Below are 16,249 nucleotides of genomic sequence, written 5' to 3'. Positions count from 1 at the left end.
CGCTCCTCCTTATTTCACCAGGTCTTCAACGAATTTCGGCAGCACGAATGCGGCTTTATGCAGGCGAGGCGAATAATATTTCGTATCCATCTCATCAATGGTGGACTCGTCCACTTCAAGCGGGTCATACGTTTTGCTGCCCAATGTAAAGGTCCACAGACCGCTCGGGTAGGTTGGAATGTTCGCTCCATACACACGTACGATCGGGAAGATTTCCTTCACGTCTTTGTTGACCTGCTGAATCAGGTCCGCTTTAAACCATGGGTTGTCCGTTTGCGCCACGAAAATACCGTCTTCCTTGAGCGCCTCGTAGATCCCTTGGTAGAATCCGCGCTCAAACAACGGAGCAGCCGGGCCCACAGGCTCGGTGGAGTCTACCATAATGACGTCGTATTCGTTCTTATGCTCAATAATGTGCATATATCCATCGTTAACCAGCACTTCGACCTTCGGATCATCCAGCTTGCCGGCGATCTCAGGCAAGTACTGCTTCGAATATTCAATGACTTTTCCATCAATTTCAACGAGTACTGCTTTCTCTACGCCCGGATGCTTGATCACTTCGCGAATGACGCCACCGTCTCCTCCGCCGACAACAAGAACCTTCTTCGGATTTGGATGCGTGTTCAGCGCGGGGTGAGCGACCATCTCATGATAGACGAATTCATCCTTAATTGTAGTCATAACCATACCGTCCAAAACGAGCATGCGCCCGAATTCCTCAGTATCGATCATATCCAGTTGTTGAAACTCCGTCTTCTCATGTACAAAAGTCTCCCGGATTTTAGCCGTGATGCCAAAAGTCGGGGTTTGCTTCTCTGTGTACCATAATTCCATCGTCACTACCTTCTTTCCGCTAGAATAATGTTCAGCCGTCCAGATCCAAGCCGTAAAACTTTATTCGGGGCAGATGCCTTTAGCTTACAGTTTCACACTTTTTCTATTGTACCAAACAAATTAGATTATATTAAATCAAGCCCAAATTGCAACCAAAAGTTCCAGATCGCACGGACAGAAGCAAAATCCGCATGGATTCCCATGAATATCCTGCCCGCTCCAGCCCCATACTATATAGAAAAAGAAGGAAGCCAAGGGGAATTTCAACACATCTCCATCCTTGGCAGCTTAAAGTAATCAACTTTACAAAAAGGACTGGAAGGAGAACCATCATGCCGGGACAAAAAAAATCACCCAAGCGCAAACGTCGTTTCGTCCGGCTTGCTACATTTCTGTTCGTACTTCTTGGCATTTCCATCATCGCCGGCGGCATTCTGCTCGCCTATTTATTTATAACGCCACTGCCCGTTGCGGAAACATCCCGCTACTCTCGTCTGCTCGACAGCCAAGGAGATTTAATCGCCACCTTCTCCACCACGGGACATACCTCCGAGCAAGTGAGCTTAACCGATATATCTCCGCACCTGATCCAGGCTACCTTGGCAGTGGAGGACCGGAAGTTCTATGATCATCCGGGGTTTGACATGAAGGGCATGGCCCGAGCCGTGCTGGTCAACCTGCAGCATATGGATCGCAAACAGGGGGCAAGCACGTTAACCCAGCAGCTTGCACGAAACCTATACCTATCTCATGAAAAAACGTGGACACGGAAGCTCAAGGAGGCTAAATTCACCGTCCAGCTTGAGATGAAATATACGAAAGATGAAATACTTGAGATGTACCTCAACGAAATATATTACGGACATGGTGCTTACGGCATCGAATCAGCGTCCCTGCTCTACTTCGGCAAGTCGGCAAAAAATCTGACGTTGGCCGAAAGCGCGATGCTGGCCGGCATTCCAAAGGGTCCGACCTATTACTCGCCCTATAACCATATCGATAACGCGCTCAAAAGACAGCAAATTATCTTGAATGCCATGGCGGAGACTGGATTCATTACCGAGGCAGAAGCCGATAAAGCCGCTTCAGCCAAACTCGCCCTGCTTCCTCAGGACCGACAGGAGAATAAAGTGATTGCCTCCTATTTCCGGGACTACGTCCGGAGTCTCGTCACCAAGCAGCTGAACATTACGGATCAGCAGCTCGAACAGGGTGGTCTGAACATCTATACGACCCTGGACCCGCGGGCCCAGAAGGCAGCCGAAGAGGCTGTATCTGCGGGCATGGACAGCAAGAGCGAGCTGGAAACGGCGCTAGTATCCATCGACCCGCGTAACGGGCACATTAAAGCCATGGTTGGCGGTAAGAACTACCGGGAGAATCAGTACAACCACGCGTTAGCCAAAACAAGGCAGCCCGGGTCGTCATTTAAGCCGATCATGTACTTAACGGCCATTGCATCCAAGGAAATGACAAGCACCAGCGTGTTCAACAGCCAGCCCACCCTGTTTCATTACGATAACAACCGCAAGACGTATCAGCCCAGCAACTTCGGCGATAAATATTTAGGCGAAATTCCCATGAGGGAAGCTATCGCCGCTTCGGATAATATTTATGCCGTGAACACCATCATGAAGATCGGCCCGGAAAAAGTAGCCGACATGGCAAAAAAGATGGGGATCACAAGTCCGCTGGAGCCTGTTCCTTCCCTGGCCCTCGGCACCTCGCCCGTCAGCCCGCTGGAGATGGCCTCGGCTTACGCCGTCATGGCTAACAGCGGCAAACGGGTCTCCCCTGTCGCGGTGCTGAGCATCACCGACGCTGCCGGCCGCAGCTTGTATTCAGCGCCGGAAGACGCAGGTGAACAAGTGGTTGAGCCTTCCGCTGCTTACGTGATGACGCGCATGATGGAGGGGGTATTCGAGACTGGCGGCACGGGCAACCGCGTCTCTACCCTAATGAAACGACCGGTGGCCGGAAAGACAGGCACCACCGATACCGACGCTTGGCTTGTCGGCTATACGCCGGAGCTGTCGACGGCGGTATGGGTGGGGTATGACAAAGGACGGGAGATTAGTAAAGTGGACGGTCGGCGGGCAGCTCCGATCTTTGCGCAGTATACGGAGAAGGCTTTGGAGAACGTGCCGCCTAAGATTTTTCCGATCCCGGACGAAGTCGTCAGCGCATATGTGGATCCCAAGACCGGCAAGCTCGCCGGCGCCGGCTGTCCGGACAAAGTTCTGGAGGTCTTCGTCAAAGGAACGGAGCCTACGGAATATTGCGACGAACATGAAGGCGGGGAGCCGGCCAAGAAGGCCAACCCTGCGGATGCGGCCGAGAAACAGGAAGAGCGTTCCTGGTGGAAGGATTTCAAACGTTGGTGGGTCGAGTAACTCGGATCGTACCCGTCACAAAAAAAAAAACAGCAAGCTCCTTTTACGGGATTTTCCCGCACAAGGACCTGCTGTTTTTCTTTTTTTCACGATATGTTATGTAGATGACTTCATTATAAAACGGTTATATATTCGATCATGGAACTACCCAGAATCACGATCACGAGCATCAGTGCAACGTAGACCAGGAGGATCGCATACAGCGGATCCAGGCCGCCAACCATTCTTTTTTTGTAGCTGGTCATGACGAATAACGGGACGGTCATCACGGTGCTGATGAACGACAGAAGGATGATAACCTTCGAGATATCGCCATTCAGGAACAGGAACAGAAAGCTGACCCCATACAACACGAGGAACAAGGGCAGCAAAGCGCCGAATCTTGCCATCACTTCTTTTAGCTTCGCAGCCGGGTTGAAGGACAGCTTGACCGCAGCGAAGGTAAAGACGTTCAGCAAGAATAGGAAAATCGCAGTCCAAACGGTTGGTTTTAGGACAAGATCTGCAAATGCCCCCTCAGGCAGCCCTTGCAGCTCATGATGAAGCGCTGCATACAGTGCGAGTGGAAAAAGAACAACATAGAGCAGCATGGACACGATCGCGTTGAAAAACTGGCTGCTCTCCGTTCCGGCAGCTGCGCCAAAGGGATTTCTTAATCCCTTCAAAAAATAATCCCCATAGAGCTGTCCGTACAATTTTAAGCTGGTCCAATAAGGATTGGATTCCTCTTCTTCAGAATGCTGCCGGCCTGCCGCTCGGAACGGAATATCCGGCGGGGTATATACCGGCAGAACGGATTCGGTCTGGCGTACATGAGGTAACTCCCCTCTACTGCCGGCATTTCGCCTAGTGACACTGTATGCCTCCGACGTTGCTGCTTGCTCTTTCATGGCGGCAAATACGGGCGAATCCTCGATAATCAGCCTTGCCCCGCATTTCTTGCAATACTTCCCATCTCCCGTTTCATATCGACATATTGGACAAGTCATACTCTGGCCCCCCTGTTCATACACATCCGCAAATCGAAGGATAGGTATTAGATAATGTACACATTCGAGTCGAAACGTTTGGCCCGTGCAAGGATGCTATGGAACATGAGGCGCTCTGGGCCCAGGTATTCTTTCTATGAGAATTTACATCTTTTTGCTAATAGTATAAGTTGACGTGTTATGAAATGGAAGGATTTTCTGAGGGACGATACTGCGCCTAACCCTTGGAATTGGTTAATACTATATGACTTGTTGATTCAATCTCATTCTGTGAAATGCTTGTGAACAATCAAATATTCGTTTGAATATCGGGTGTAAATCGGGTATATTATGACTAACAATCAAATCAACGTTTGAATATATATAGAGTAAAGAGCACTTATTGCTCCTATTCCAAGGAGGTTGTTCTTATGAATGTACGGACGATGAACGAAGAAGTCGCCCTCGAGCTGTGTGAAACGGAATGTCCTTCAACTGAAAGAATTGCTTCCTTAAAAGAAACGATCTCCGATGAGGATATGATCGGCATGGCGGAAATCTTCAAGGCTTTGGCCGACCCGACGCGCGTCAAGGTAGCTTATATGCTGGACCGCGGCGGCGAGTTATGTGTTTGCGATGTAGCTGAGGTTCTCGGAAGCTCAACGGCAACGGCCTCCCATCATCTGCGGACGCTGAAGAACAAAGAAATCGCCAAATCGCGCAAGGCCGGAAAGAATGTATACTACTCGCTCAAAGATGACCACATCCGGACATTGCTTCACATGACGCTGGAGCACCAAAAGGAGAAGATGTAGATGAGTAAGGACAACCATCAACATTCCCAATCCTCTCCGGAGACAAGCGGCGAACTTATTGAATACCGGGTACAAGGGCTCTCCTGCCCTAACTGTACACGTGAAATGCAGGAGGAGATTCAGAAGCTGGATCATGGGAACAATGCCCGACTGAGTTACAACAGCGGGAAGCTGACCCTCTCTCCCCATGTCAATCTAAGCCGAGTAGAAACCATTCTGAAAAGTGACGGTGCGCGCATCGTTTATGCTCCGCAGACAGCCTTATCGGCCGCCAGTGCTGAAGTGCAGCCTATCCATTCATCGCATGCTCACGGATCGGCACAAGGACATGATCACGAACTTGGCCATGATCATGCTCATGAACATAGTCATGGCGGCATAGGGAGTATGAAGTGGCTGCTGTCCATCTCCGCTGTTTTCTATCTCTTCACCTTTCTATTGGAAGGAAAAGTCGCCGAACCGGTTGTGATCGCATTATATGCAGGCGCTATGATTTTGAGCGGATATACGACATTTTTGCGCGGACTGCGTAATCTGACCCGCTTTAAATTCAATATGGATACCCTGATGACCGTTGCGCTCGTGGGTGCCGTCATCATCGGGGAGTGGAGAGAAGCCACATTGGTTGCCATTCTGTTTGGTCTTAACGAGCTGCTGGAAGGCTACGGCATGAATCGGGCCCGGCAATCGATGGAAGCGCTGCTGGCCGCAGCGCCCAAAGAAGCGGAACTATGGAAAGACGGTCAAACCCAGCGCGTGCCGATCGAGAGTCTCACTCCCGGGGACGTTGTCCGGGTGAGACCCGGGGAGAAGATCCCTTCCGATGGAGCCATAACCCAAGGAACCGGGGCGGTGAACGAAGCCGCCATTACCGGGGAATCGGTACCTGTTACGAAACGGGAGGGCGATGCTGTGTTTGGCGGCAGTGTCAGCACCGATGGTGTGCTCTATATCGCCATATCGAAGGCCTATGAGGATTCCTCCCTGGCCAAGATCATGCATCTTGTACAGGAGGCACAGGACAGCAAGACACCGACAGAGCTCTTCATCGATAAATTTGCTAAGTACTATACTCCCGCTATTATGATCATCGCACTGGCGGTTACGCTGATTCCTCCGCTGCTGCTGAATCAGCCCTGGATGACCTGGATCTATCAAGGGCTGTCCATCCTCATTGTCGGATGCCCTTGTTCGCTTGTCCTTTCCTCTCCGATTGCATTGGTCAGCGGGATGACCCGCGCGGCACGCAACGGTATTCTGATCAAAGGCGGGGTCCACCTGGAGCAGCTTGGCCGGCTGGAAGCCATCGCTTTTGACAAGACGGGAACCTTGACCAAAGGCGAGCCTGCCGTCTATGCAGAGACGGTATATGATGAAACCAAATTTTATGCCGTTGTAGGCGCACTGGAGCAATCGTCTCTCCATCCGTTGGCTAAAGCCGTGATGAAACATCTGGAGATCAAGAATCCGCAGTGCATGTTCAATGAACCTCAACAGATAACGGTACTGCCAGGCGAAGGCATTCGGGCTGAAGTTGGAGGGAAATTGTTCTGGGTCGGAAGCGAGGAAGTGCTGAAGCATGTGAACGGCCAGCAAGATCATATCCGTGCCGTGGAGGATGACATTCGGCGCATGAAGGCCCAAGGTTATACGATTGTTGCTGCTGTAAGCGAGGATCGCGTATTAGGCCAGTTCGGCCTTGCCGACGAGATCAGACCGGAGACGGCAACCGTCGTCCGCAAGCTTCACGAGGCCGGTATCACGGATACGGTCATGCTGACAGGCGACCATGAGCAGTCCGCACAGGCCATCGCGAAACAATCCGGTGTAGCTCGGGTATTCGCAAGCCTCCTGCCGGAACAGAAGGTTGCCAAAATCAAGGAGCTTTCTTCCCGCAAAAAAACCGGCATGGTTGGCGATGGTATTAACGACGCCCCTGCATTGGCCGCTGCCGATCTGGGTATCGCGATGGGAAAAGGGACTGACAGTGCCATAGAAACCGCCGACGTCGTATTGATGCAGGATCACCTTGGCAAGCTGCCGGGGGCCATCAAAACCGCAAGACGGGTCAATCAGATTATCAAGTGGAATATCGGGCTTTCCTTGTCGCTGAAGGCCATTGCTTTGCTGCTAACGATCCCGGGTTGGCTGACCCTGTGGATTGCAATCATATCGGACATGGGCGCCACCATTATCGTTACCTTGCTTGGTCTCACCATCCTGCTTGGCAAGGATCAGGAGCTGAAATCAGGATATTAATATAACCGGAGCCTCGCCCCTTCAGGGCAGCTCCGGTTTTTTAGTTCGTCATTTGGCCACTAGCTCTGATCTTACGCCATCGCATATATCATTTTTTACATGATTTTGCGATAGGGTGAAACATTTCCCATTATTTAGTCGTTTATATAGGCGGGAGTGTAAAACATAAGGAGGAACTGATATGAAATCCGTGCAACTCATCAAATTAGCAGGTACCGCATCCATAGCCATGTCTTTATTGCTTACGTCCTCATCGCTCGCAACGATTTCTGCCCATGCGGCAGCAGCTTCCACATCACAGAGCAAGGCAAATTGGAGCACGCTGGACGTGAAACATAAACCTTATACGAATAAAGGCGTCGTATTCATTCCATTGAAGGAAGTTTCCGAACAACTGCAGCTGCAGTTGACGATCCCGGGAAAAAAAGAGCTGTATATTAACAGCCCGACACAGTCTGTTCGCATTATCATCGGACAGTCGCGCGCAGTCAATGCCAAGGGGACCCCTCTCAAGCTTGAGGCGGCTCCGGTCGTGAAGAAAGGCGTGACTTATGTTCCAGCCAGTCTGATTACCAAAGCTTTCGGCATCCCTCTGAAATATGACAGCAAATCCGGGCTTAGAACGACCTTTGATGCTTGGTCAAAATACGCCTATGCTTCCAAGGCCAATATGCTGTTCTGGGTAAATCGCGAGAATGGTATGCTCTCGATGGGTAAAGCCGGATCCACGCCAGCCCAAGTTGGTATAATCCCGGTTGAGGAGATCGATCAAGTCAGCTTAAGCGCACATCGCATCAATAGCACTACCTACGTGGTCGACTTGTCCAATTATTACGGCGAACCTCATATTCATGAGGGAAGATACCGGGTGCTCATTCAGGACAAGAAAATCCTGAAGCTATCCAAAACCAATCATTCCAATTTTGCCGGGATCAACTACCATCCGGACCAACTCAGCTACAAAGGCAATATTGCCATGATGAACGGCAGTACGCTTGAGCTGGTTCATCCGATGGGCAAAACGGTCAAAACTTATGACCTGACCGCGCTCACGGGAGTAAAGGATAGTTTTATCGTAGAAGCGATTGAACAGGACTTCCTGCTCGTCCGACCATACACGAAGGCGACCCTGTATATCGTCCATCCGACTGGCAAGACAGCCGAGCTTATCTATCCTGAGCTTCTGGACGAGGAAACCATCAAGGTCATAGAGGAAATGCCGCCGAATGAGGTGGGCTTCATTGGTGACGGCCTTACGTATCTCGGATATGCCGGCGGCAAGCTGACGTTCCAATACAACAATCCGTTTCTCGATCAAAAAGAAAAGCTGACCTACACCCTTCCATTCTAATCGATATGCAAATAAGTAGAAGACCGGCCGGATTCATTTACGAATCCAACCGGTCTTCTTCATGTTCGTCCTTTTTGGAAAGGCTTCTTTAATTTATTGTATCATTCCGCTGTCTGAAGTGCTTCCCTGAATTCCTCTGGCGATGCATTCCACCATTCCTCGTTACGCGAAATCAGCAGCTCGCGCAGTGCCTTCTTCTCGACGTCGCCAAGACCATCCAGAATGATCTTGCGCTTCATCGCCGCATCCATTTTATTCACATGATCGGCGAGGATCTTCCAGCCGCGACGGGCCTCCTGGTCGATCCACATTTCACAGGCGGTCATGCCTGCATAATGCTGTCCTTCCGCCGTACGATCTACAGCCACCCACACGATCCATACCTGTCGTCCATTGGGCACTTCATCCCGGTTCATGCTGAAACGGATACCCTTCTCCACCTTACTCTTGGCATGCATGGCCCCAATATCCACTCGGGCCTCGCCATTATCGATAATGACGGGTGACAGACTGTTCAGATCGATGGAGCCTGATCCAAACCCTTTATGCTTACTCTTGCTATTAATAATATTCAAAGCAATCGGTTTCTTCGCACCCTGCTTCTGCTCTTCATTCTCCACTGCTGCCGACCTCCTATATCAGAGCCGATGCTTACGTATCAGCTGCTAAATTGATAACCATGTCCCAATAATTTTATTTTAACTAATAATCCCCCAAAAGCAAACATATACATGCACTAGATGCTTGTCAACGGGAGGTTGTTCGATATGGTCCCACCACGTGCCAAAGTCTTTCTATCATCCCTGCTTGCCCTAGGTTTGCTTGCAGGATCGATGCCGATATTTCTGAATCCAGGGTCCTCAGCGTCTGCTCTTGCCCCAAATGCGGGCAAGCCCTCCGCCTCTGCCGTGGAGAAGGCCCCGCTCTCACCGCCTAAGGTGCAGCCTAATATTCCCGCTCCGGCCTTAAGCGACCGGCTGGTGGAATATCATATGGATGTTCGGTACGAGCCTGAGGAGAACAAGCTTAAGGGCAAACAGACACTCACTTGGACTCATCCAGGCAAAAAAAGCGTAAACGAGCTGTACTTTCATCTGTATCCCAATGCTTTTGCTTCCAATGACACGACTTTTATGAAGGAATCGGGCGGCAGGCTTCGTTCCGATCCCATGCCAGATGACGGATACGGCTCCATGACCATTACCAGCGTGAAAACAACCGAAGGACTGGCCCTGACCCATCGCCTTCAATTTGTTCAACCTGACGACGGCAACATCAAGGATCACAGCCTTGCCAAGCTAAGGTTGCCTAAACCCATCAAGAGCGGGGAGAGTGTTACCATTCATTTGGAGTTCGAGGTCGAGCTTCCCAAAATATTTGCCCGCATGGGAACCACCGAGAATTTTATCATGGCTGGCCAATGGTTTCCGAAAATTTCGGTCTATGAACCGGCCGGTCTTCGCGGAAGAGCAGAGGAAGGCTGGAATCTTCATCAATACCACGGCAACTCCGAATTCTATTCCAACTTCGGCATTTACAGCGTTCGCATTCGAGTGCCCGAAAATTACATTGTCGCCGCGACCGGATTCCCTACCAAGCCTGCCCAAAAATCAAACGGGGAAAAAATTTATCAGTTTTACGCGGATGACGTACATGATTTTGCCTGGTCGGCATCGCCAAACTTTGTCACGGCAGAAGAAGCATTCTCCGCACCAGGCGTACCTGGCGTCCGCATCAAGCTGTATCTCGATCCAGCCCATAAAGACTTAAAGGAGCGTTACTTTGATGCCGCCAAGTCGGCACTCGCTTCGTTTGGAAAATGGTACGGAACCTATCCGTACTCCACGCTGTCCATCGTCGTTCCGCCTGAATCGGGCAACGGTGCAGGCGGCATGGAATACCCGACGCTGGTCACAGCCTTCGGTGCCAAGAACGATTCGCCGGGATATGAACTGGAGCGGACCGTTATTCATGAGATCGCCCATCAATATTTTTACGGAATGATTGCAAGTAACGAATTTGAGGAAGCGTGGCTGGACGAGGCCTTTGCAACCTATGCAGAAGAACGAGTGATGGAAAAAGAATACGGTATTACCTCCAATACGGCGGCTCAGGGAGCATCCATTACTTCCCCTGCACCGCTGAAGATGGAATCCTGGAAATACAGCTCTCACGAAAACTACGCACTGAATGTATATACGAGGGGCAAGCTGGTGCTGCAAGGCATCGAACGGCAGGTCGGTCCACAGATGATGGGCAAGATTATGCATACCTATGCCCAGAAATACCGGTTCAAGCATCCAACCACATCTGACTTTCAGAAAGTCGTCGAGCAAGTAAGCAAAACGTCCTGGCAGTCGTATTTTGACCAATATGTATATGGAAGCCAGATGGCGGATGTCGCCATCGACGTGATCAAAACCAAAAATAAAGGCACGGCTGAAAATCCTCGGTATGAGTCCACGGTCCAGATTACGAGCAAGGACGGGGATATCACCGATGTGCCGATCGTGTTCGCCTTTGAGGACGGCAAAACGGTGGAACGAACCTGGAGCGGCAAAGACGGCAAAGTTGCTTACACCCTGGAATACAGCTCTCCGCTCGCCTGGGCCATGGTTGATCCGAAGTACTCCATCGTCCTGGAGAATAAACACATTAATAACTATATGAAGGCAGGAATGGATCCGACGGTGGTTACACGCTGGAATCTCAGTATTACCAAGCTTGTGGAGACGCTGTTCGGCAGCCTGTCATGGTGAGGGGGAGCACATGAAAAGTTACGCAGGCCAAGGGTGGATCAGTGTTAAAGACCAGCTATACGTCTCGATTCTGCTCTTCTTATACCGTTTGCTGTGGGGATATTGCCTGTACCGACTCGTAAAATCGGCAGTCGTCCCCCTTCTGATGCGATATCCGGATTCCGCCCCTAACGAGCTCAGCCGTCTTTTATTCTTCTACGAGGGCGAGATGAGCCTGTCCTTGAGCAGCACAGTACACACTTACGGATGGCTTTTGGCCGGTTTGCTCCTGATCCGGATGATCCTCACCCCGCTCATTCGGGCCGGCATCTTCTACAACCTTCACCAGGAAGCCAAGGGCGAGCGCGGTTTATTCTTCTTCACTGGCATGCGGAAACTGTGGAAACCCGTAACGCTATTCTATCTGGTTGAGCTTATTCTCACCTTCGCACCCGGTTACTGGATTCTGCCCAAAATCCTCCCGATTCTGCTGAATGGAATTCAGGAGCCTGTACTGCTGCTTCATGCACTGCCCTATGCAGCTGGCTGGTTCTTGTACGCCTATCTGATCCGCCTGTTATTGCTCTATATGCAATTTGGCCGTACCGGCGATTCCAGCATGATCAGCTCTATCCATGCGCTCTTCCGCCGCTTGGGCACAGCAATGCTGTTATCCATCACCATCGGCGGATCCGCCTGTGTCATTCTGCTGCTCCTGAGCTCGGCCTCGCTCTTCTGGGCCGGGTTGATCGGCTTAATTATTCAGCAGGCCTCTTATTTCCTGAATGGACTTTTCCAAATTTGGGAAATGTCCGCTCAATATCATTTGTGGAGAGATTCCTCCTCACAGCATCCTTAATGGTTACAATTCGTCACCCTAAAATAATGAAACACGCTCGTGAATAAGCTGTAATCAGAAGCGACACGTTTCTATCCCGCGCTAGATTTTACAGAGAATAAGAGTTCATTTATCCTCTATATTACAAATTTCTGAACGCCAAATTACAAAAAAACCTGTTCCCTCAAGATGGGGACAGGTTTTTTTGTTTAAAAATAATGTTTCCTCGTTTGCCAAATTGTTAATACTCTGCTAAAATAACGAATATGTTAGTAACAACTTTGTCATCTTTACTGTAACTTTTATGTAGGAACGTTGTAATTCGCTAACTATGTTGGAACGTCAAACGTCAATGAATGGGTTCATCAACATTTTAAGGAGCCGAATTCCCATAACGATATGGGAAGCGGGGGATCCGTTTTGGGTGAATTGATCTCGCAAGAGAGGGATCATAGGGGACCTTCAACCGAACCCTTAAGCTAACCTCGCAGGCAATGGAAGGGGCTTTTGTTTTGAAAAAGAAGTTAACGGCTGTTTCTCTAGGCCTCGCACTCGCACTCACATTAGGGACCGGAAGCGCTTTCGCCGATTCCAAATTAAATACTGCAATCAAACCAGCCATTGGTGTTTCTTACAAAACAGGTGGAACTACAACGAATGGATTTGACTGCTCCGGATTCACCAGCTATGTTTACAAAAAGCTTGGTCTTAGCCTGCCCCGTACGTCTGCAGCTCAATACAAAGTAGGTACGGCCGTATCCAAGAGCAACCTGAAAGCTGGCGATCTCGTGTTCTTCAACACATCCGGTAGAGGTGTATCTCATGTGGGTATTTATGTCGGGAGCGGCAAATTCGCTCATTCTTCATCTTCGCGCGGTGTCATTATCAGTCCGCTGAGCCAGAGCTATTACGCTAACCGATATGTAGGCGCTAAGAGAATTATGAGTCAGAATACGTACAAATCCGTAGCTGTGAACTACAATTAATGTTGGAACTTAATTGATTTACTCTTACAAGAAAGCCCTGGGTTTATGAGATTGTGCCGATCTCATCCAGCGGCTTTTTTCTTTTGTTGATTGTGTGTATACCTTTATAACGTTCAGGACAGCAAAAAAGTTCCCGCTTTTCGAAAAAAAATAAAATTTATTATACAAGTTCACTTCACTCCGCCATGTCTTCACATCATCTATCCTTTATATACCCTTCTCTCCCTTCATTAAACACCCATTTTGGAAAAATATTGATTTTCCTTGGTGCTTCGACAGCTAATGCTATTGAAAAATAGCGAAATTCACCAAGAAATAATTGCCAATCTCGCTTGCTGTCTGATAGAATGGACGCAGTAACAACTTTGTCATTAATGTAAGTGCTTTAATATATAGATGGCTATGCCTCGCGGCATCGAAAAGGAGCTTTCCATGCTGAAGAAAACATTATCGACAGCAGCCCTAAATATCACGCTGTTGTTCACTTTGGGCGTTGGCAGCGTCTTTGCTGATCATGCGCTGGATCAGGAAATCGATAAGGTTCTGGGTACAAGATACAGCTACGGTGGTACAACCACGAGCGGTTTTGACTGTTCCGGCTTCACCATGTATGTTTATGCTAAACTCGGTCTGAAGCTCCCGCATCAATCCGGCTCTCAATTCGACATGGGGACAAGCGTGTCCCGTAAGGAGCTGCGCGCTGGCGATTTGGTGTTCTTCAACACATCGGGGCAGGGCATCTCCCACGTCGGCATTTATGTCGGCGATGGCAAATTCGCCCATGCTTCCTCTAACCGCGGCGTGGTTATCAACCGCCTGGCAGAGGATTACTACGATCAGCGGTACGTGGGTGCAAAGCGTATCATGAGCGATGATAAGTATGAAGAGTCGGTCGGTGAATCATCCTAAGATATAGAGGCTAATCTTCCCTATACATAATGCTTGCCCGTTAAAGGAGCCCTTACCTCTCTTTGGCGGGCTTTTTTGATGCAACCTGGATGCTCGTAATATGGTTATTATTTATGCAGACGATAGGAGGACTTCGCAAATGGATGCCACACCGATTACATTTCACACCGTAGTCATGCGTGAAGAGCACGCCGAAGAGATATGCGCCTGGGCCTACCCTCCCCCCTATAATATCTATGGCTTTCTTCCCTGGGAGCAGATGAAAGGGCTTGAGGTGGAGTTTGGCGATCCGGACATTCGCCGAAGACAGTACATCTCGGTTCTGGATGAGCGGGAGGCCCTCTGGGGATTTGCCCAGCTGTTTCCGATGCATGATGTGACACGAATCGGACTTGGCATGCGGCCTGATTGGTGCGGGCGTGGAATGGGTAAACGATTTATGCAGACGATTGTCCGGGAAGCCAGACGGAGGCGGCCTGCCGACGAAATTGACCTTGAGGTAATGACCTGGAATGAGCGAGCAATCCGCGCTTATCAAAGGGCAGGCTTTCACATCACCGATACGTATGAGCGGCTTACGCCAACGGGCAATGCCCTTTTCCACTGTATGGTGTATGAGCCCCCGACAAATGAGGAATATTAATCTTTGTCTATATGAAAAAGCACAATTTTGTGTACTTTTTATGAAGCTACGCCGTATAGTTGCTTTTTTTGTCACAACTGGCTATGCTGTCTATGGATGTTGGTTTATAATGGAGACAAGTGCAAAAGTGCAGTATACATAGAAGGGACGATATGACGATGCAAAAATGGATCATGAGCGGATTGTTCTTCGTCGCATGTGCGTTGGCTATCGCGCTGATGTTTACGCTCCCAGGTAAGGAACAGGTAGCTCAGGAAGAGAAGCCGACCATGCCGGAAGTGACTCTCGATGCAGCCGCAGCGGAAGCCACACTGAAAGCAAGCTGCATTAGCTGTCACGGCGACCAACTTCAAGGCGGCGCTGGGCCGGCTTTGAATCAAGTAGGCGGACACATGGATGCGGACGCGATCTTCAACGTTGTAACCAAAGGTCGTAAGGGAATGCCTTCCTTTAAAGACCAACTTAAACCTGAAGAAATCGCAAACATCGCGCTGTACCTTGCTGAGAAAAAATAAATCAGCTTATACGCAAAACACGCTTGCACCTGGAGTTGTTCCCGGTGCAAGCGTGTTTTTTTACATATTGGGGACTTCTAAAGGGACTAATGGTCTCCCCGTTCTATTGTCCCGACTTGCCATCCTTCGAACGACTCTTCTCATAGGCTTCGTTAAACTGCTGCGCTTCCTTAATATCCACAGCCGTAATGCCACCGTCGTCCCAAGAAGTGAGACGAAGTGTAACGACTTTATAATCTATGGTGATGTAGGGGTGATGTCCGAAAGCTTCCGAAATAGCTGCCACTTCATCAACAAAAGCGATTCCCTTCATGAAGGAGGAGAAGGTATACTTTCGTACAATCCATCTCCCTTGTTCAAATTCCCAACCCTCAAGCTTTTCCAGATGAGCCTCTACTTCTTGCTGCGTATAAAGCATCTTTTATCTTCCTCCCCGAAAAAAACCTATCTTAAAGCCGACTAACCGTAATATGGGCTATCTGTCATCTATTCTATTCTGCCCTGTATCTGTTGATAACTGGAGTGATTACACAAGGGCCACAAAAGCCAACTCTTCCTCACCAATCAAAATATGTATTCGATGGTTCGTCTGATCATGCATGACCACGCCGCTGCCAACATTAATCACCGGCTCTGTGCCCAGCGCATAGAACAAATCCTCTGCCAGCGCCTCATGGACCTCATTTCGCTCGGCTTCGCCCAAATTGCCCCAATCCTCAGCTTCCATTTCAAAGAAGACATAGCTGTCGGAAATTCGCCCGACCGCCTCGGTCAGTTCTGCCAGAATTTCGCCATAATCCCTTCCGTGCTTAACGCCCATCTTAATCACTCCTTTCCTTGCCGTACTTAGCTTCGTTTCCCTTCCTTCCATTATACCGGAAATTACAACTAAAAAAAAAAGCCCGACCTGACGATAAATAGGATAACGCCCCACATAAGGGGCCCGGTTCTCCATGAGAGCCGTTCTGACGAATGGATTCGTTATTTTATTTCTCAC

15 protein-coding genes and 1 riboswitch are annotated in these 16,249 nt (G+C 49.6%); of the genes, 10 read left to right on the top strand and 5 right to left on the bottom strand.

Annotation, left to right across the window (positions count from 1 at the left end):
* Nucleotides 1-9: 9 nt before the first annotated feature.
* Nucleotides 10-837, bottom strand: coding sequence for a polyamine aminopropyltransferase (speE, locus tag BJP58_RS20385; protein WP_113061663.1), 828 nt, complete (start codon nucleotides 835-837; stop codon nucleotides 10-12).
* A 332-nt stretch (nucleotides 838-1,169) separates the two neighbouring features.
* On the opposite strand from speE, the gene BJP58_RS20380 reads away from it, so the two are divergent.
* Nucleotides 1,170-3,230: a transglycosylase domain-containing protein gene (locus BJP58_RS20380; protein ID WP_194540335.1), complete on the top strand. Its 2,061-nt coding sequence runs from the start codon at nucleotides 1,170-1,172 to the stop codon at nucleotides 3,228-3,230.
* Between the two features lie 113 nt (nucleotides 3,231-3,343).
* Here the strand turns inward: BJP58_RS20380 and BJP58_RS20375 are convergent, their stop codons facing one another.
* Nucleotides 3,344-4,219, bottom strand: a complete 876-nt coding sequence (locus BJP58_RS20375; protein WP_194540334.1) for a hypothetical protein — start codon at nucleotides 4,217-4,219, stop codon at nucleotides 3,344-3,346.
* A 410-nt stretch (nucleotides 4,220-4,629) separates the two neighbouring features.
* Between BJP58_RS20375 and BJP58_RS20370 the strand changes: the two genes are divergently transcribed.
* The 3 genes from BJP58_RS20370 to BJP58_RS20360 all read left to right on the top strand — a co-directional run bounded on the left by BJP58_RS20370 (nucleotide 4,630) and on the right by BJP58_RS20360 (nucleotide 8,623).
* Entirely contained in the window at nucleotides 4,630-5,013 is a 384-nt protein-coding gene (locus tag BJP58_RS20370) for an ArsR/SmtB family transcription factor (protein WP_194540333.1), read from the top strand.
* Nucleotides 5,014-7,272, top strand: a complete 2,259-nt coding sequence (locus tag BJP58_RS20365) for a heavy metal translocating P-type ATPase (RefSeq protein WP_194540332.1) — start codon at nucleotides 5,014-5,016, stop codon at nucleotides 7,270-7,272.
* Nucleotides 7,273-7,453: 181 nt separating this feature from the next.
* Entirely contained in the window at nucleotides 7,454-8,623 is a 1,170-nt protein-coding gene (locus tag BJP58_RS20360; protein WP_194540331.1) for a copper amine oxidase N-terminal domain-containing protein, read from the top strand.
* A 101-nt stretch (nucleotides 8,624-8,724) separates the two neighbouring features.
* On the opposite strand, the gene BJP58_RS20355 is transcribed toward BJP58_RS20360, so the two are convergent.
* A complete protein-coding gene (locus tag BJP58_RS20355) occupies nucleotides 8,725-9,243 on the bottom strand; it encodes a YwhD family protein (RefSeq protein ID WP_071221123.1) in 519 nt (172 codons plus the stop codon).
* Nucleotides 9,244-9,390: 147 nt separating this feature from the next.
* On the opposite strand from BJP58_RS20355, the gene BJP58_RS20350 reads away from it, so the two are divergent.
* The 6 genes from BJP58_RS20350 (at nucleotide 9,391) to BJP58_RS20325 (ending at nucleotide 15,252) form a co-directional block, all read left to right on the top strand.
* Nucleotides 9,391-11,382, top strand: a complete 1,992-nt coding sequence (locus BJP58_RS20350) for a M1 family metallopeptidase (protein ID WP_194540330.1) — start codon at nucleotides 9,391-9,393, stop codon at nucleotides 11,380-11,382.
* 10 nt (nucleotides 11,383-11,392) lie between these two features.
* Nucleotides 11,393-12,220 (top strand): hypothetical protein, encoded by an 828-nt coding sequence (locus tag BJP58_RS20345; RefSeq protein WP_194540329.1) that lies wholly within the window; start codon nucleotides 11,393-11,395, stop codon nucleotides 12,218-12,220.
* Between the two features lie 348 nt (nucleotides 12,221-12,568).
* Nucleotides 12,569-12,708: riboswitch (cyclic di-AMP (ydaO/yuaA leader) on the top strand.
* A gap of 3 nt (nucleotides 12,709-12,711) precedes the next feature.
* Nucleotides 12,712-13,185: a C40 family peptidase gene (locus BJP58_RS20340; RefSeq protein WP_100541613.1), complete on the top strand. Its 474-nt coding sequence runs from the start codon at nucleotides 12,712-12,714 to the stop codon at nucleotides 13,183-13,185.
* 435 nt (nucleotides 13,186-13,620) lie between these two features.
* Nucleotides 13,621-14,094 carry a C40 family peptidase gene (locus BJP58_RS20335; RefSeq protein WP_194545005.1) on the top strand — a complete coding sequence of 158 codons (474 nt, stop codon included), beginning with the start codon at nucleotides 13,621-13,623 and terminating at the stop codon, nucleotides 14,092-14,094.
* 139 nt (nucleotides 14,095-14,233) lie between these two features.
* Nucleotides 14,234-14,737: a GNAT family N-acetyltransferase gene (locus tag BJP58_RS20330; RefSeq protein WP_194540328.1), complete on the top strand. Its 504-nt coding sequence runs from the start codon at nucleotides 14,234-14,236 to the stop codon at nucleotides 14,735-14,737.
* Between the two features lie 158 nt (nucleotides 14,738-14,895).
* The gene (locus BJP58_RS20325) at nucleotides 14,896-15,252 is read left to right on the top strand and encodes a c-type cytochrome (protein ID WP_006207476.1); all 357 of its coding nucleotides are present in this window, start codon (nucleotides 14,896-14,898) and stop codon (nucleotides 15,250-15,252) included.
* A gap of 103 nt (nucleotides 15,253-15,355) precedes the next feature.
* Here the strand turns inward: BJP58_RS20325 and BJP58_RS20320 are convergent, their stop codons facing one another.
* Both BJP58_RS20320 and BJP58_RS20315 read right to left on the bottom strand, forming a co-directional pair.
* Nucleotides 15,356-15,670, bottom strand: a complete 315-nt coding sequence (locus tag BJP58_RS20320) for a 4a-hydroxytetrahydrobiopterin dehydratase (RefSeq protein WP_009595556.1) — start codon at nucleotides 15,668-15,670, stop codon at nucleotides 15,356-15,358.
* A 108-nt stretch (nucleotides 15,671-15,778) separates the two neighbouring features.
* Complete coding sequence (locus tag BJP58_RS20315) at nucleotides 15,779-16,072, bottom strand: hypothetical protein (protein WP_194540327.1); 294 nt, start codon at nucleotides 16,070-16,072, stop codon at nucleotides 15,779-15,781.
* Nucleotides 16,073-16,249 lie beyond the last annotated feature (177 nt).

Origin of the sequence: Paenibacillus sp. JZ16 (assembly GCF_015326965.1) — a bacterium.
Taxonomy (GTDB): domain Bacteria; phylum Bacillota; class Bacilli; order Paenibacillales; family Paenibacillaceae; genus Paenibacillus_AQ.
Note: the sequence above shows the minus strand (reverse complement) of the source record. Positions and strands in the feature narration are given on the sequence as shown.